14 protein-coding genes and 2 pseudogenes are annotated in these 17547 nt (G+C 33.7%); 12 read left to right on the top strand and 4 right to left on the bottom strand.

From position 1 onward, the window contains the following. From ACJMLH_RS09605 to ACJMLH_RS09570, 8 genes and pseudogenes are all read left to right on the top strand, one after another. Nucleotides 1–489 (top strand): annotated as a pseudogene (locus tag ACJMLH_RS09605) (radical SAM protein); the annotation flags it as partial. Nucleotides 490–601: 112 nt separating this feature from the next. Then, nucleotides 602–1948 (top strand): Asp-tRNA(Asn)/Glu-tRNA(Gln) amidotransferase subunit GatB, encoded by a 1347-nt coding sequence (gene gatB / locus ACJMLH_RS09600; protein ID WP_405277104.1) that lies wholly within the window; start codon nt 602–604, stop codon nt 1946–1948. A 38-nt stretch (nt 1949–1986) separates the two neighbouring features. Further along, a complete protein-coding gene (locus ACJMLH_RS09595) occupies nt 1987–2760 on the top strand; it encodes a CBS domain-containing ParB/RepB/Spo0J family partition protein (RefSeq protein WP_405277106.1) in 774 nt (257 codons plus the stop codon). Next, nucleotides 2760–3050, top strand: a complete 291-nt coding sequence (gene hisE, locus ACJMLH_RS09590) for a phosphoribosyl-ATP diphosphatase (protein ID WP_405277102.1) — start codon at nt 2760–2762, stop codon at nt 3048–3050. Before ACJMLH_RS09595 ends, hisE begins: the two co-directional genes overlap by 1 nt. Nucleotides 3051–3071: 21 nt before the next feature. Next, nucleotides 3072–3839: an ABC transporter permease gene (locus ACJMLH_RS09585; RefSeq protein ID WP_405277100.1), complete on the top strand. Its 768-nt coding sequence runs from the start codon at nt 3072–3074 to the stop codon at nt 3837–3839. Between the two features lie 15 nt (nt 3840–3854). Then, on the top strand, nt 3855–5330 hold the full coding sequence (locus ACJMLH_RS09580) for an ATP-binding cassette domain-containing protein (protein WP_405277098.1): 1476 nt from the start codon (nt 3855–3857) through the stop codon (nt 5328–5330). A 46-nt stretch (nt 5331–5376) separates the two neighbouring features. Beyond that, nucleotides 5377–5841, top strand: a complete 465-nt coding sequence (locus tag ACJMLH_RS09575; RefSeq protein ID WP_405277096.1) for a hypothetical protein — start codon at nt 5377–5379, stop codon at nt 5839–5841. Between the two features lie 10 nt (nt 5842–5851). Next, entirely contained in the window at nt 5852–8431 is a 2580-nt protein-coding gene (locus ACJMLH_RS09570; RefSeq protein WP_405277094.1) for a CDP-glycerol glycerophosphotransferase family protein, read from the top strand. Here the strand turns inward: ACJMLH_RS09570 and ACJMLH_RS09565 are convergent. Next, entirely contained in the window at nt 8421–8990 is a 570-nt protein-coding gene (locus ACJMLH_RS09565; RefSeq protein WP_405277092.1) for a GNAT family N-acetyltransferase, read from the bottom strand. The two genes, ACJMLH_RS09570 and ACJMLH_RS09565, sit on opposite strands and share 11 nt — an antisense overlap. Then, nucleotides 8983–9744: a nickel pincer cofactor biosynthesis protein LarB gene (gene larB, locus ACJMLH_RS09560; protein WP_405277090.1), complete on the bottom strand. Its 762-nt coding sequence runs from the start codon at nt 9742–9744 to the stop codon at nt 8983–8985. Before larB ends, ACJMLH_RS09565 begins: the two co-directional genes overlap by 8 nt. 52 nt (nt 9745–9796) lie before the next feature. On the opposite strand from larB, the gene hypF reads away from it, so the two are divergent. Further along, on the top strand, nt 9797–12037 hold the full coding sequence (gene hypF, locus ACJMLH_RS09555; protein ID WP_405277088.1) for a carbamoyltransferase HypF: 2241 nt from the start codon (nt 9797–9799) through the stop codon (nt 12035–12037). A gap of 58 nt (nt 12038–12095) precedes the next feature. Here the strand turns inward: hypF and ACJMLH_RS09550 are convergent, their stop codons facing one another. Next, nucleotides 12096–12671 carry an ArsR/SmtB family transcription factor gene (locus tag ACJMLH_RS09550; RefSeq protein ID WP_405277086.1) on the bottom strand — a complete coding sequence of 192 codons (576 nt, stop codon included), beginning with the start codon at nt 12669–12671 and terminating at the stop codon, nt 12096–12098. Between the two features lie 466 nt (nt 12672–13137). On the opposite strand from ACJMLH_RS09550, the gene grpE reads away from it, so the two are divergent. The 3 genes from grpE to dnaJ all read left to right on the top strand — a co-directional run bounded on the left by grpE (nt 13138) and on the right by dnaJ (nt 16896). Then, a complete protein-coding gene (gene grpE, locus ACJMLH_RS09545) occupies nt 13138–13689 on the top strand; it encodes a nucleotide exchange factor GrpE (RefSeq protein ID WP_405277083.1) in 552 nt (183 codons plus the stop codon). Between the two features lie 47 nt (nt 13690–13736). Next, the gene (gene dnaK / locus ACJMLH_RS09540; protein ID WP_405277081.1) at nt 13737–15614 is read left to right on the top strand and encodes a molecular chaperone DnaK; all 1878 of its coding nucleotides are present in this window, start codon (nt 13737–13739) and stop codon (nt 15612–15614) included. A 139-nt stretch (nt 15615–15753) separates the two neighbouring features. Then, nucleotides 15754–16896 carry a molecular chaperone DnaJ gene (gene dnaJ, locus ACJMLH_RS09535; RefSeq protein WP_405277079.1) on the top strand — a complete coding sequence of 381 codons (1143 nt, stop codon included), beginning with the start codon at nt 15754–15756 and terminating at the stop codon, nt 16894–16896. Between the two features lie 254 nt (nt 16897–17150). Here dnaJ and ACJMLH_RS09530 read toward each other — a convergent pair. Further along, nucleotides 17151–17547: pseudogene (locus tag ACJMLH_RS09530) on the bottom strand (hypothetical protein); the annotation flags it as partial.

The raw sequence follows: 17547 nt of genomic DNA, 5'->3' as shown, positions 1-17547 counted from the left end.
GGATTTAAAAAAGCAATTACAATAATTTTAGGTCTTGGTGAAACATTAGAAGACACAGATTACATCATTAATTATATCAAAGACCATAAAATCGACAGAGTGATTTTTTACTCATTGAATCCTCACAAAGAAACCATTTATGCAAACTCATCACAGCCTGCTTCACTTTATTATGCCCAAGTTGTAGCCAAAGTAAGACTAGCTTTCCCTGATATTGAAATTATCTGCGGAACATGGATAGACAATTTGGCAAATATAGGAATATTGATTTTAAGCGGAGCCAACGGAATTACAAAATTCCCTCTTTTTAAAATGTTCGCAACCAAATATGGAAAACGTGTTGAAGAAGAAGTTAAATGGGCTGGACGTGAATTAAAAGGAACTTTTACCGATAAAAATATGTTAGGTCCTCAAAAAAGTGAAGTTTCACCTGATCTTGATAAGTTTATCAAAAGGTATGTTAAAGAATCTTTAAAAAATAAATACTAATTTTTTTTACAAAAACACCACATTTTCAAAAATCTTTATAAATCCCATAAAACAGATATTATTATAATATAAAAATTACCGATTTGGAGGAATTATTATTAGCGATGTCGATATGATGTGTGGACTTGAAATCCACGTGCAATTAGAAACAAAATCAAAATTATTCTGTGACTGTCCAACCAATTATCAGGACGCACCTGCAAACTCAAATATTTGTCCAGTTTGCTTAAATCAACCAGGTGCCAAACCACATCCAACTAACGAGCAAGCATTGGAAAATGCTTTGATGATTGCTTTAATGCTTAACTGTGAAATTGACCAAGGTGTAACCTACTTTATGAGAAAACATTACGATTACCCTGATTTGCCATCCGGTTATCAAAGAACTTCAGTACCTATTGGAATAAACGGGGAATTGAATGGAATCAGAATAAGAGAAATACACGTTGAAGAAGACCCTGGCCAATACAAACCAAACCAAGGTATTGTTAACTTTAACCGTTCCGGAATCCCATTAGTGGAAATTGTTACAGAACCTGACATTAAATCACCTAAAGAAGCAAGAACCTTTTTAAAAGAATTAATTCGTGTTTTACAGTACAGTGGTGCTGCACGTGGTGAAGGTACTATGAGAGCTGACGTAAACATTTCCATTAACGGCGGAAACAGAGTGGAAATGAAAAACATCAACTCAATCACCAATGCATACAAAGCTTTAAAATACGAACTCTTCAGACAATCAAAATTAGTGGAAAGAGGTGGAACTGTCGTGCAAGAAACTCGTGCATTCAAAGGCGGATCAACCAAACCTATGAGATTGAAAGAAGACGCTGATGATTACAGATTCATTACCGACCCTGATTTACCTCCAATGCAGATTGCAGATGAAACCATTGAAAAAGTTCTGGACGTAATGCCTGAAGCACCTCACAATAAAGTCAAAAGATTCATTGAAGACTATGGACTTGATGAAGAAACCGCTAAAGTGTTAACTTCAGAAATTGACTTGGCAGTTGCCTATGAAGAGGTTGTAAAAGAAGTCGATCCAAAATATGCTGCAAAATGGATGAGAGATGAACTCAAAAGGGTTTTAACCTATAACAAATTAGATTACGCTGACAGCGAAATTTCCCCTGCAAGCATTGTTGAATTATTAAACATGCTACAATCTAAAGAAATTACAGTTAAAGCAGGACAAAGAATCGTCGAACAAATGCCAAATAATGAAAAATCACCTAAAGCCATTGCGGAAGAATTAGGATTACTAGGTGTTGTAAAAGATGATGAAGTAAAAGCGGCTGTAAAACAAGCGATTGAAGAAAACCCTAAAGCGGTTGAAGATTACTTAGCAGGTCAAAAAGCGTCAATTAATTTCTTAGTAGGGCAAGTAATGAGAATAACCCGTGGAAAAGCAGATCCTGGCGAAACTGTTAAACTTTTAAGGGAAAGTATTGAATAGGTGATACTGTGGGAAGAAAATCTTTTGTTAAAGATTATATGACTAAAACCGTTATTAGCGTTTCTCCAAATACAAAAACCGATGACGTTATTGAATTAATGAGAAACAGTCACCACAACAGTTATCCAGTAGTCAAAGACGATAAATTAGTAGGAATGGTAACTGCTTTTGACCTTGTAGCTAAAAAACATTGCGACATTGTTGAAGGAATCATGACTACAAATTTGGTCGTTGCAAATCAGGATTTATCAATTAACGATGCCTCAAGAGTAATGTTCAGGCGAGGAATATCCCGCATGCCAGTTGTTGATGAACATGGAAAACTTGTCGGTATCATCACAAATACAGACATGGTAAGGTCACATATTGAAAGGTCAACTCCAAACAAAGTAGAATACTTTAAAAAGACATTGGAGCAATTATATGGAATTCACACAACTTTAAGACATATGCCAGTTGAAACCAATAAGTTAAGACCAACACAGGACAGAGTTTATGCTGACGAACTTGAAGGTAGAGCATATGAGCTGGAAAAAGGATTAGCTGAACCTGCCATCGTGGTAAAAACCGGCGACAGATGGATTTTGGTTGACGGACATCACAGAGCTGTGGCATCAGCACAAAGAGGATACGAAACTGTTGACTCCTATGTTATTGACTTAGGTCAGGACATCAAGTTAGGAATGGAAAAAACCGCTGATAAATCAGGAATCAGAACATTCGACGATATTGAAATCATCGACGATGACAAACATCCTTTAATCGCACTTACCGAAAGCATGCAAGACCAAGAATCTAAAGGTGATGACTAGTGGCCGATGATAAAATCATAAGGGAAGTTTACGAAGTCCTTGAATCAAGACGCGATAATCCCATAGATTCCTATACTTCAAACATCATGAAAGACAGCGACAAGAAAGCTGAAGATAAAATTCTTGAAAAGATTGCTGAAGAAGCTGGAGAAGTGCTGCTTGCTGCAAAAAACGATGAAAATCTCGTATATGAATCCGTAGACTTGATTTTCCACACATTACTTATATTGGTTTATAAAGGTGTGGAAATTGATGAAATATTTGAAGAATTCGCAAGAAGAAGAAAATAATTAACTTTAACAGGCTAGACAATGTTTGATACAATTGCTGAGAAGAAATTTCTATTAAAGGAATTAGTTAAAAGGGATTTAACTTCCAAATATAAGGATTCCGTTTTAGGAATAGCTTGGAGTTTTTTAAATCCTTTATTAATTATGATTGTTTTTACAGCAATTTTTTCAATGTTGTTCGGTCGTCAAATTGAAAACTATCCTGTTTATTTCCTATCCGGAAGAGTTATTTTTGATTTCTATAAATCAGCTACACAGGGAGCAATGAAATCCATCAAGGGAAATGAATCTATCCTTAAAAAGATTTATGTTCCAAAATATATGTTTTTAGTTAGTAAAGTATGCTATGAATTCATTAACTTTTTAATTTCATTTATAATCCTGTTCCTTGTTATGGTAGCTACCGGTGCCCAGTTCCATGCAACATCAATATTTGCATTCATACCATTAGCATTGTTGTTAATATTAATATATGGAGTTGGACTGATATTAGCAGTCTGCAATACATACTTTACTGATGTAGGACATTTATATCAGGTATTTACATTAATTTTAATGTATGCTTCATCATTATTTTATCCAATGGAAATCGTACCTGTTACTGTTCAGAAAATATTTACTCTAAATCCGATTTATTGTGCAATTACAGCATTTAGAGAATGTGTTGTATATGGACTAGTTCCCGATGCATCAACATTGATTTATTTGGGAGCATTCGGATTGATAACTCTTGCAATCGGAATAATATTGTTTAAAATGTATGATTCAGACTTGATATTGCAATTATAGAAAAGGGGTTTTAATATGGGTTTAATGGAAAAATTTAAAAGAATTTTCAAAAAGCAAGAAACCGAGACACTTGAATCAAAGCCTGTAGAAATTATCCCCACTGCATGCAAATATAAAAATATGATTATTGAAGCACCGCATAAAACCATTGTTGAAGGCAGCGGTAAAAAATTTGTTATAAAGGCGAAAGATGAAAACAATAATCCGATAGCAAATGAAGAAATTACAATTAAAGTATCCGATGAAATATTAAAACTAAAAACCAATGAAAAGGGCATTATAAAATTAGATCCTGATTTTCCGGTTGGAAAACATAGAATTGTGGTAACCTATCCAACAGGAGATTATGCCCAAACAATTTTAACAACATTATTCATACGCGATTCCAATTATAAAAGTCGGAAAAGAAAAAAGGAACATAGTGAAACTCACACAAGCATATACTCCCAGGATATGACAATGTATATTCACAATGAGGGAGTGTATTGGGTAAAATTAAGAGATAAAAAATACCAAGCAATACCTGATGAAGAAGTAATCATAACAATTGATAATGAAAGCCACACTGTTAAAACAGATGAGCGAGGAATAGCTAAATTAGAAATTAAAGACCTTTATCAGGGAAAATACACAATTACAAGTGAATTTAAGGGTTCCGATAAATATGATCCCTGCAGTTCCAAATCAAAATTACAAATGCTTACCCGAGACATTGACAGGGAAGTAATTATTGAAGTTAAAAATTTAACAATGGAATTTAAGGTTACAAAAGATAAAATTGACACTTTAAAAGAATTTTTAATAAGAACCATTAAAAGAAACAAGACCCATAACGAACATATGCGTATCCTTAATAACATATCATTCGATGTGTACAAAGGAGACAAGTTAGGCATTCTTGGATTTAATGGAGCCGGAAAAAGTACTTTGTTAAAAATAATGGCCGGAATTTATACACCTACCTCCGGCAGCATAAACGCAAAAGGAAAGATTGCACCGCTGCTTGAATTGGGTGCGGGTTTTGATAAAAACTATACCGGTAAAAACAACATTTATCTGAATGCTGCACTTTTAAGTATCGATGAGAAATTAATTAACGAAAAATACGATGAAATTGTCGAATTTTCAGAACTGGGGGAATTCATTAATTACCCTATTAAAAATTATTCATCAGGTATGAGAACCAAATTAGGTTTTTCAATAGCTACACTCATCAATCCCGATATCCTAATTATCGATGAAATTTTATCTGTGGGTGACATCAAATTCAAGAAGAAAAGTGCAGATAAAATTAACTCAATGATGAAGGATGGAACTACAGTATTAATGGTTTCCCACTCCATCAGCCAAATTGAACAAATTTGTGACAGATGCATTTGGCTTGAAAATGGAGAAATAAAAATGGACGGCGATGCAGAAGAGGTATGTGAAGCATATGTCCAAGGTGCTAAACGGGACATGAAAAAAAGAAAAAAAGCGAAAGGTAAATAATATGGATAAAAGATGGATTTATATTTTAATTATTTTTATAATTGGGGTGGCATGTTTATATTTCATTGTTGATTCATCAACTACCGTGGGAAAGGCAAACATTTACCTGAATACATTTACAATAACCGTGCCTTCCGAATATAACATTGAGGATAGCGGCGAAACACAATTGCAAATAGTCAATAAAAAAACCAAAGAAAGAATTATAATTAAAGACCTGACTAAGAAAAAAGACATCCACACTGAAATGCAGGATAGGCTGGATGCTCTAAACGCAAATGAAAATATAACTTTAATCAAAAATACGACAATAGTTAATAAAAATCAAACTTATCCTAGCATATATTATGAAAAAGTTACAGGCACTATTAATCGTATGACTTTCTTCAACAATTACAAACATGGATTTTCAATCGAATGTTCTAATTTCCATGACAACCGCACAATTGAAGAACATACACTATTTATAATAGATAATTTAAGACCTGACTATAAACAAAAGCAAAGTTAATGAGGAGAATATGCCTAATTTTAAATTTTCTATAATAATTTCGGCTTATAATTCCGCCCCATGGATTTCAAAATCAATACAATCCATCATTAATCAAACATTAATCTTTGAAAATGATGTTGAAATCATTCTCATTAACAATGGAAGTACGGATAATACTCATGACATCTGCGAAAGCTATGCATTAAAATATCCCTCCAACATCAAATACATCAATAAACCTCACGAGGGTAACGGAACCAACAGGAATATTGGATTGAAATATGCCGCCGGAGAGTACATTACATTTTTAGATGCTGAAAATTACCTTTCGACAAATACCTTGAAAAATATTTTAGAATTTTACAAACAGCATGGTGAAGTCGACATAATCTCTGTAAAACCCATCTATTTAAATCACACCATAAATGATGAGGCTTATTTATCAAAATACAAAGAAAGCCGAGTAATAAATTTACTTGAATTTCCGGAGGTTATACAGGTGCAGACCACTTCCTGCTTTTTTAAAAAAACAATGTTTGACAACATTACCTTTTCAAATGAGCTTAAGCTTTCTGAAGATGCCACCATACTCAACCAAAAATTAATAAATAACCCCAAAATCGGAATTGAAAGTGAGAGCAAATATTACATAACTTCCCCCTATGAAACCAAATCATTGCTCAACATATTGCCAAATTCCAAAGATTTCAATAGTGTTGAGGTAAAATATCCTATTAAAAGCTTAATTCACAATAGCTTAAAGAAATACAAGTACATTCCGGGATTTATTCAAAATACTATTCTTTATTATTTTAATGACATTATTCTAAATGAAAAAATACATGAAAAACTTACAAAGGAAGAAATCGAAAATTTGAATGTTGAAATAAAAAACATTTTACAATACATTGATGACGAATACATCTATAACAAGAGCAATATGGATGTGAAAATAAAAACGTTTCTTCTTTTTATAAAAAACGACAATTCTTATCCTGAAAAAGATAAGATTAAATTAACTAAACAGTTAAAATTAGACACAGTTTTCATTGACATCTATGAAATAATTGATGATGAATTATACATCCTTGCAAACATAAATTCCATCAGCCCAAGTGATAAAGTGGATGTGTATGTAAACAGCAAGAAAGTTCAAACAAATACCTTAGAATTTCCACAAAGAGAAAAATACTATTTAAATCAAAAATACTTATACAACAACACATTCGAATTTAGAGTTAAGCTAGAAGAAAATAAAGAGTATTCCATCAGATTTGAATCAGAAATTAATGAGAAAATGAATATTGATTTTTCAAGGCCATGCAACTTCTCAAAGGTTGTCGGATATGCGAAAACCAGAAAATATCTGAGCCTGCTGGAAGATAACACTATTCAAATTGAAAAAATAAAAACTACAACATGGCTTAAAAGGGAATTCAAAGCACTTAAAGGGATGTTGAAAAATAGAGTGCCGGGTTTTGAAACTGCAATCCCAATCCGACTAATCTATATGATTCTATATCCATTTTATAAAAATAAACGAATCTGGTTTTATATGGATTTTCCAACAATAGCTGACGACAACGGAATGCATCTTTTTAAATATTCCATACAACAGAACGACAAAGGAATTAAGAAATATTTCATAATAGATAAAAACACTTCCGATTATGAGAAAATGAAAAAGGTTGGGCCTGTCATTTCCTATCATTCAATGAAACATAGAATTTTAGGCATGTTTGCAGAAAAGATTATCACATCACACCCCGACAATAACTATATCTATGCGTTTTGGGGCCATTATCCAAATTTCGCAGGTCTTTTGAAATCAAGCACAATATTCCTGCAGCATGGAATAACACTCAACAACATTTCCAGTTGGTTGAATAAGTTTGATAAAAACTTAGATTTCTTATTGACTGCATCTAAAAAAGAATATGATTCATTATTTAAATATTATTATAATTATGATGAAGAAATTATCAAACTTTTAGGATTTCCAAGATTTGACAATCTGGTTGACGATAAAACAAAAACCATTCTTCTAATGCCTTCCTGGAGAAGATATCTGAATCATGAAAACAAATACACTATAAGCAACTCAAGCTATTTCAAAACATATAATTCTCTTATAAATAATGAGAAACTAATCCAAAAAGCAGCAAAATACGGTTATGAAATAATTTTCAGACCTCACCCTCATGTTTATGCCTATATTGACTTATTTGATGAAAATGAAAACGTCAAAATTGATTTTGAACGTGGAAGTTATCAGGATCTGTTTAAAAAAGGATCATTGCTAATAACCGATTATTCTTCTGTCGCATTTGATTTTGCATATCTTAAAAAACCTGTATTATATTATCATTATGGAGAAGATTATCACTTTAACTTAGAGGAAAGTTATTTTGACTATGATACCATGGGTTTTGGTGAAGTCTGCAAAACCGAGGACGAACTTGTGGAATTTCTTGAGGAATATATGGAAAATGACTGCAAAATGAAAGAAAAGCACATTGAAAACGTTGAAAACTATTTCACATTTACAGATAAAAATAACTGCATGCGTGTTCACGAAGCCATAAAGAAAATTCCGCCTAGAGATTAAACTCCATATTGTACATTCCTCTCTCAAAACTGCCAATTTTAACTCTTTTCTTATTAAATTCTTTAAATCCTATTGATTCATACAGCTTTTTTGCACCCTCATTTCTAAAATCGGCATCAAGAATAACCCTATCGAAGTTTTTTGATTTGGCATATCCCAAAACATCATTAATCACTTTCCGTCCAAGACCATTGCCCCTTTGAGACTCATCAATAGCTATTTCAGCAATATACAAATCATTTTCCCCAATGTCACATAAAACAAAATAATCCAGAATGTCAACCAGGAATAATTTCGGAGACTTCAGGTAAAACTCATGGGGAGGGTCATGCAGATAAATGCTTACATATCCAATAATGTTTCGATCGTCGTCAAGAATTACCTTAAAATAATTGTTTGATTTCTTTTTTTGCAAATATCTGGAAATTGCATTTATTGCATTACTGTCCGATTTGAAAAACATGTCAAATGTCCTGTAATCGACATCATAAACCAGTTTTGCCACATGAGACACATCATGAACTTCAGGATTGAAAGTTTCATAAATCAAGTTAATCACTATTTACAATTGTTAGGGCAAAAACACCCGCTCCAAAACCATTATCAATATTGACAACAGCTATTCCTGGAGCACAGGATTGAAGCATCGCATCAAGCGCAACTCTTCCGCCTTCCCCAACACCATATCCTACTGATGTCGGAACGCCTATTACTGGAACATCCACAAGACCTGCAACAACTGAAGGAAGAGCTCCTTCCATACCTGCACATACAATTAAAACCCGGACTCCCTGTTTAATCATGTATGCAATTTGCGGAAACAATCTATGAATTCCGGCAACGCCGATATCATAAGAGGTTATGGCTTCACAACCTCCTTCCTCAACAATGACCCTTGCCTCTTCAGCAACATTGATGTCTGAAGTGCCTGCAGTTATAATGCCCACCTTTGCGATTATTTCTTTTTGTTTTTGATGTTTTCGAATAACCAATATTTGAGCTCTCTTATTATATTCAAAAATAAATGAATCTTTACCCAAATCATCTAAAATTCTTTCATATCTCTCAAAAGACAATTTGGTTATAATCAAATCATCATCATTATTTTCAAGGTATCTCTTAATTATTAACAATAAATCATCATAATCCTTGCTATATGCAAAAACGGCTTCAGAAAAACCAGTTCTTTGACTTCTTTTAATATCATACTTTGCAATATCATCAAATTCCAAGATATTTTCTGATTTTAGAATATTTTCAGCCTCTTCAATATTGAGTTCGCCATTGACCAATCTTTCAAGAATATCTTTCATGATATAATATAAGATAAAATTTTATATAAAATTTAACTTAAATAATATATTTATGAAAGCCAAAAAGATTTTAACACAGGGAATAGTTCAGGGCGTAGGATTTAGACCCTACATCTATCGGCTTGCAGTCGATTTAAATCTTAACGGTTATGTAAGAAACCTTGGAAATGTTGTTGAAATCATTATTGAAGGCGAAAATACTGATTTATTTATTAAAAGATTACCTTGTGAATTACCGCCAATCGCAAAAATAGATTCCATGATTGTAGAAGACCTTGATGTAACAAATTATGCTGATTTTGAAATTATGGAAAGCGGCGATTCATACTCAGGCATCAGTGTTATCCCACCGGACATTGCAATTTGCGACAAATGCTTAGAAGAGATAAGAAATCCGGATGACCGACGTTATAAATACCCATTTAATGCATGCACTGACTGCGGACCAAGATTTACAGTGATTGAAAGTGTTCCATATGACAGAATCAGAACCTCAATGGATGAGTTTCCCTTATGTGACGATTGCCTTGTCGAATATAGGGAACCCCTAAACAGACGTTACCATGGAGAAGCCATTTGCTGTGGAGATTGCGGACCCCAAATGGAAATATATGAAGGATCTGTAAAACTGGATGTCGAAAATCCTATTAAAGTTGGTGCGGATAAGTTAAAAGAAGGAAAGATTTTAGCGATTAAGGGCATTGGCGGGACACATCTTGTTGTTGATGCCTATAATGATGAAGCAATCAGAGAATTAAGACACCGGCTTAATCGTCCGAACCAGGCATTTGCAGTAATGGCTAAGGATTTGGAATCCGTTCAAAATTATGCAGAGTTATCAGAAAAGGAAATCAATACAATAACCTCAAATAAAAGACCAATCGTCATTCTAAAGAAAAATGACAATTATCCTTTCCCTGAAAGTTTATCTCCCGGCCTGCACAATATCGGAGTAATGCTGCCGTATTCTCCAATGCATTATCTGCTTTTTGATGAAGGAGACATTGACACATATGTTATGACTTCGGCAAATATTCCTGGAGAGCCAATGATGATTACAAATGAGGAAATCATAGGTGGCGTTAATGATTATTCCCTAGTCCACAACCGTAAGATCTTAAACAGGTGCGATGATTCTGTCATCAGATTTAGAAACAATGAATTGTCTTTCATCAGAAGGTCTAGAGGTTACACCCCCGAGCCATATGAAATAAATTATGATGTGAATGGGGCAAATGTTCTCGCTTTAGGTCCTGAACTCGATGTGACATTTTCAATTGCCAAAGACAATATTGTATATCCTTCACAGCATATCGGAAATACAAACAAACCCAAAACCCTGAAATTTTTAAGGCAAGCTATCGAAAATATGCAAAGAATTACAAAAATCACTGAATTCGATGTAATTGCATGCGATATGCATCCACATTTCTTTACAACAAGACTGGCTTATGAACTTGCTGAAAAATATGATGCAGAGGTCATGCCAATACAGCATCATCATGCCCATTCAATAGCCCTTGCAAATGACCACGGCCTTGAGGAACTGATTGCAATTGCCGCTGACGGAGTGGGATATGGAAGCGACGGTACAAGCTGGGGAGGGGAGATACTCTACACCAACATTAACAGTTTCGAAAGATTAGCTCATCTTCAAAGACAAATGATGCCCGGAGGAGATATGGCAACCAGATATCCTGCAAGAATGCTTGCAAGCATCTTAAATGATGAAGACCTAATCAAAAATTATTCCAAATATTTCAAATACGGAGAAACTGAAATAAAAAATATATTCAAGCAGATTGAATCTGGAATCAACGTTGGAGTGACAACAAGTACCGGAAGGGTTCTTGATTCCATGGCAGTTGCTCTGGAAGTTGCACATGAGCGAACATATGAAGGGGAATGCTCAATGAAACTTGAATCCTGTGCGTATTACGCAACTAAAGATTTGGGAATTCCATTCATCATAGAAGACAACACCCTGAATACAACAGAAATCCTGAAGGAAGTTGTGAGATTATATCAGAATGGAGAAAATAAGGCAGATGTTGCATGTGCCGGGCAAAATGCCGTTGCAAAAGGTCTGGCCGAACTTGCAATTAGAGCCGCTGATAAAAAAGGAATTGAAGAAATTGGTGCTACCGGAGGAGTATTTTATAACGAAGCAATTACAACCGCAGTTAAAAACTACATTGAAAAAGAAGGTTATAACTTCATTCAGCACACCAATACCTGTGCGGGCGACGGATCCGTTTCCCTCGGACAGGCAATAGTTGCAAAAAAAATATAAAAAAAGAGGTTTAAAGGACGTAATTGAACCTTTAAACTGTTAATGACCACAATACTAATTATCTGTTATTTAAAGTTCTCTCGAGAATATATTCTGCCCTTTCTTTAAGATTACCATATAATCTTATCTGATTTTTAAGCTCATCAATAGCTTCAAGCTGACCCGCATCTATTCTTTTTTCTATATCTAAGAGTTTGGACCATTCATCACCTGAAGGAAGTTGAAGTGTATTTAACATATCCTCTGACAAGTTAACGTCAAATGTATTTCTATTGATGGTAATGTGGATATTGACTTCATTTTGCAAATCATAATATTTGCGCGGGCGACCCCTTAATATCTTTTTATAAGAAGAGTTTAAAATACCGATTTCTTCCATAGCACGTAAATGTTCTATGATTGCCTTTTGACCGATGTCGAGTTCGTTTGAGATTTCACTAACAAACATTGGCTCTTCTCTTAAAAGGTTAATAATATCCCTTCTAGTTTTACAACCCATTACATCAAGAATATCTTCTTTATCAATCTCTCCTAAGTGGTCGTTATAATTTCCTCTAATTTCAATGTGGCCATTAGAAGAATTGACATTTCTATGATTTCTATCATTTTTTTCAATGTCATTTAGTTTAGTCATGATTATAGATTATATTAACACTATTATATAAAACATTATGTTTTTGTTACAACATGTAAGAAAAGTTTTATTTTCAATAATTGAGATTTATATCGAAAAATAAAAATTAATATAAACTATTTTATCATATAAATAATAAAAAATGGAATATATAAAAAATTCAAATATTTTAATAAAAATATAAAAAATTAAAGCTTTTAAAATTACAATAACATTCAGTAATAAAAACTCAAAATATCGAAAGATTTATATAACTTTTTGTTACTATAATAATGTAAGAGAAAGATAACTTTTTGTTACTTTAATATTTGGTTTAGAAAAACTTGAAGTAATAACTCAAATTTGATGAACCATTTTCCTATATGTCCATAAATTCCCAAAAACCAATATTAAAGAACATAAAGAATGAATTCTCTGCAGAGAGTTATTACAAAAGTTTTTCAAAATAACCTAAAAAGGTGTCCATATGACTGACGAAAAAATTAGTGAAACTGAAGTTGATGAAAAAGATCTTCAAGAGCAATACGATGAACTTCTAGAAGAAGTCACTCTAAAAAACGAAGAGATAGAAAAACTCAAGGAAGATCTTGAAAAACAAGAAGCTGAAACTCAAGAATACATTTCACTATCTCAAAGACTTCAGGCGGATTTTGAAAACTTCAAAAAAATTACTGATAAACAAAACAAAGAAATCATAAAATTCGCTAATCAAAACATTATTAAAGAGTTTTTAGACTGTTATGAAGATTTCGGTAGAGCTTTAGAAGTTGAAAATGATGAAAATTTAAGAGAAGGTATAGAACTTACATATAACAAATTCAAAGATATCCTGGCAAAAGAAGGTGTTGAAGAAATTCACGCAAAAGGCGAAAAATTCGACTTGAACAAACATGAAGCACTAATGGTTCAAGCATCCGATGACGTTGAAAACGGATACGTCATTGAAGAGCTAATGAAAGGATACATGTACAAAGACAAAGTTCTAAAATACTCAAAAGTCATTGTTTGTAAAAAATAAAATTACGTTTATTTAATTATTTAATAAAAAAAATTTTGGTGATAATTATGTCTGATACTAAAAAAGAAAAAATTATTGGAATTGATTTAGGTACAAGTAACTCAGCAGCATCTGTACTTGTAGGAGGAAAACCAACCACAATCCCTTCCGCTGAAGGAGCAAGCCAATATGGTAAATCTTTCCCAAGTTATGTTGCTTTTACTGAAGATGGTCAAATGTTAGTTGGAGAACCTGCAAGAAGACAAGCAGTTACCAACCCTGAAAACACTATCAGTGCAATCAAAAGAAGTATGGGTACCGACCACAAGGTAACTGTAAACGGAAAACAATATTCTCCACAAGAAATCTCTGCATTCATCTTACAAAAAATTAAAAAAGATGCAGAAACTTTCCTAGGCGAACCAATCCAAAAAGCTGTAATTACCGTACCTGCTTACTTTGACGACAACCAAAGGACTGCAACAAAAGATGCAGGAACCATTGCAGGCCTTGATGTTGTAAGACTTGTTAACGAACCAACTGCAGCAAGCCTCGCTTACGGACTTGACAAAGCAGATGAAGATGACATGAACATTATGGTTTACGATTTAGGTGGAGGTACCTTAGACGTAACTATCATGGAATTCGGTGGAGGAGTATTTGAAGTAAGATCCACCAGCGGAGACACCCAACTTGGTGGTACCGATATGGATAACGTATTAATCAAATACTTGGCTGACGAATTCAAAGCAAAAGAAGGTATCGATTTAATGGATAACGACCAAGCAGTCCAAAGATTAAGAGAAGCTGCTGAAAAAGCAAAAATCGAATTATCCACCACTACCACTACCGAAGTAAACTTACCATTTATTGCAATGGGAACTGATGGAACTCCTAAAAACTTAATTATCTCTATTACCAGAGCAAAATTAGAAGAATTAGTTGACCACATTGTAGAAAAATCAGGTAAACCAATGCAACAAGCATTAGATGATGCTAAAATGAGCAAATCTGAAATTGATAAAATTATCTTAGTTGGTGGACCTACCAGAATGCCAATCGTACAAAAATTTGTAGAAAAATTCATAGGAAAACCAGTAGAACGTGGTATTGACCCAATGGAATGTGTATCAATGGGTGCAGCTATTCAAGGAGGAGTATTAGCAGGTGAAATTAAAGACATCGTTCTTTTAGATGTAACTCCATTATCATTAGGTATTGAAACCTTAGGTGGAGTATCAACCACCTTAATTGAAAGAAACACTACTATTCCTACCAAGAAAAGTCAAGTATTCTCCACTGCTGCAGATAACCAACCATCTGTAGACATCAACGTATTGCAAGGAGAAAGAAAAATGGCTGCAGACAACACCTCACTTGGACGTTTCCAACTTGTAGGAATCCCACCTGCACCAAGAGGAGTGCCACAAATTGAAGTAACCTTCGATATTGACGCTAACGGTATTATAAATGTAACTGCTAAAGATAAAGGAACCGGTAAAGAACAAGCAATTACCATTACTTCCTCAACCAAATTGTCCGATGAAGAAATCGAACAAAAAATCAAAGAAGCAGAAATGAATGCTGAAGCTGATGCAAAAAGACAAGAAGAAATCGAAATCAGAAACAACGCAGACTCATTAATTTACACTTCAGAAAAAACTTTAGATGAACTCAAAGATCAAGTATCTGAAGATGAAAAATCTAAAGTCGAAGGACTTGTAGCTGAATTAAGAGAACTTATAGCTGGCGATGATGTTGCTGCCATTAAAGAAAAGTCTGATGAATTATCTAATGTAATTCAAGAGATTGGTGCTAAAATCTACCAACAAGCACAAGCAGAAGCACAAGCTCAACAACAAGCTGGAGCTGACCCTAATGCAGGTGCTCAAGACAACAACGATGATGACACAATTGATGCAGACTATGAAGTAAAAGACGATTAGATTAAATAATAAAGTTTTATTATATTGTTGGTAAATATATTAAAATCAGAAAATCAGAATCAATCAAATAAACTAACAATAGATAAAACTATTATTTTTTCTATCTATTTTTTTAAAATTATTTTTTTAAGGTGTACAAATGGCAGACAAGCGAGATTATTATGAAGTTCTTGGAGTAGATAAAACTGCGGATGAAAAGACAATCAAAAAAGCTTATCGTAAATTAGCCAGAAAATACCATCCAGACGTTTGTGATGAACCAGATGCTGAAGATAAGTTTAAAGAAGTAAGTGAAGCTTATGCTGTCTTGTCTGATGATGAAAAACGTCAAAGATATGATCAATTCGGTCATGCTGGAATGGATGGATTTACTGCTGAAGACTTCTATCAAAATGTAAACTTTGATGATATTTTCCAAGGATTTGATATAGGAAACATATTTGAGATGTTTGGTTTTGGTGGAGGAGGCCGCAGCCGTGGAAGAACCGGACCTCAAAGAGGTTCAGACATTTACACAGAAGTGCCAATTACATTAGAAGAAGCATTTGAAGGCTGTGACAAAGAAATTAAGATTACCAGAAATGAATTATGCCCTACATGTAACGGTTCCAAATCCAAACCTGGCTCTGACCCTCAAACATGCCCAACATGTGGAGGAAGTGGACAGATAAAAGAAGTCAGCAACACATTTTTAGGCCAAATGGTTAATGTAAGACCATGTAGAGAATGTGGCGGAACAGGAAAAATCATTACTGACCCATGTGAAGATTGTCATGGAAAAGGAAACAAAAGAAAAAGCAAAACAATTAAAATCGAAATTCCTGAAGGAGTCAATGAAGGCAACCACCTAAGAGTTTCAGGTGAAGGAAACTGCGGTGACGCTCCAGGCCTTGAAGGAGATTTAATTGTCACCGTACACATAAAAAGGCATAAAAAATTCGCACGTGAAGGCGATCATTTATACTTAGAACAACAAATAAGTTTCCCACAAGCAGCATTGGGTGATTTGATAAGCATTCCAACCATTGAAGGAAAAGAAGTTGAGTTTAAAGTACCTGCAGGAACACAAAGCGGAACTGTCTTTAAATTAAGGGGACAAGGTATGAATTCCGTCAGACATAATGGCAGAGGAAACATGTATGTTACAGTTACTGTAGTAGTTCCTAAAAAACTAAACTCAAAACAAAAAGACCTGCTTAATAAATTCGCTGAAGTTAGTGGGGATGAAATTAAACATGTTGAAAAAGGAATCTTTGATAGAGTCAAAGATGCAATGAAATAAGTTAGCTTCATGCTAATTTATTATCTTTTTTTGAAATTTCTATTTTACCAAAATCTCCATCAAATTAACTATCATTTTAATTAAAAAATGCATCAATTAAATTATAGTTAAATCAAAACTAATTAAAATAAATTAACCTATTTTTTATAAAAACCAATATTGAATTAAAAAACTAGTTATTAAAATAAAGACATCTACATGCAATAAATAAAATTAGTTAAAAAAATAAAAAAGTTAGTGAGAATTGAATCTCACTAATTTACTGTTAAGGTTACGGTTTTGCTTGCAGATTCGTATGTAGCATCGCCTTCGTAACTAACTTTAGCTTTGTATTTTGCTTTTTTGGATAAGTTAGTTATTTTGAATGTGACTTGTCCTTTGCTGTTGGTTTTGCCTGTGAAGGTTTTTCCGTTTACAGTCAAAGTAACTTTAAGGCCAGTTCTAAGGTGTGCTTTTCCATCGTGTGATGAACATACTTTTGTGGATAAAGTAACTGTGTACTTTTTGGTTTTGGTAGCTGCTTTGTAGGATTTAGCACTTGCTTTGATTTTGATTGGTTTTTTGTCCAAGTCGACACATACTGATGCGAATGCACCTGTGTAGTTGTCGTTTCCTGCAAAGTAGAATGCCATTGTGTATCTGCCTGCTCTT

Source organism: Methanobrevibacter sp., from assembly GCF_045116495.1.
Classification (GTDB): domain Archaea; phylum Methanobacteriota; class Methanobacteria; order Methanobacteriales; family Methanobacteriaceae; genus Methanocatella.
This window is presented reverse-complemented; position numbering and strand designations above follow the sequence as displayed.

What these genes read in the sequence shown, in the direction of transcription:
- ACJMLH_RS09595 (WP_405277106.1), top strand. Translation starts at nt 1,987, where the DNA reads ATGACTAAAACCGTTATTAGCGTTTCTCCAAATACAAAAACCGATGAC.
- ACJMLH_RS09570 (WP_405277094.1), top strand. Translation starts at nt 5,852, where the DNA reads ATGCCTAATTTTAAATTTTCTATAATAATTTCGGCTTATAATTCCGCC.
- grpE (WP_405277083.1), top strand. Translation starts at nt 13,138, where the DNA reads ATGACTGACGAAAAAATTAGTGAAACTGAAGTTGATGAAAAAGATCTT.
- ACJMLH_RS09580 (WP_405277098.1), top strand. Translation starts at nt 3,855, where the DNA reads ATGGGTTTAATGGAAAAATTTAAAAGAATTTTCAAAAAGCAAGAAACC.
- dnaK (WP_405277081.1), top strand. Translation starts at nt 13,737, where the DNA reads ATGTCTGATACTAAAAAAGAAAAAATTATTGGAATTGATTTAGGTACA.
- gatB (WP_405277104.1), top strand. Translation starts at nt 602, where the DNA reads ATGATGTGTGGACTTGAAATCCACGTGCAATTAGAAACAAAATCAAAA.
- larB (WP_405277090.1), bottom strand. Translation starts at nt 9,744, where the DNA reads ATGAAAGATATTCTTGAAAGATTGGTCAATGGCGAACTCAATATTGAA.
- ACJMLH_RS09550 (WP_405277086.1), bottom strand. Translation starts at nt 12,671, where the DNA reads ATGACTAAACTAAATGACATTGAAAAAAATGATAGAAATCATAGAAAT.
- hypF (WP_405277088.1), top strand. Translation starts at nt 9,797, where the DNA reads ATGAAAGCCAAAAAGATTTTAACACAGGGAATAGTTCAGGGCGTAGGA.
- dnaJ (WP_405277079.1), top strand. Translation starts at nt 15,754, where the DNA reads ATGGCAGACAAGCGAGATTATTATGAAGTTCTTGGAGTAGATAAAACT.
- ACJMLH_RS09585 (WP_405277100.1), top strand. Translation starts at nt 3,072, where the DNA reads ATGTTTGATACAATTGCTGAGAAGAAATTTCTATTAAAGGAATTAGTT.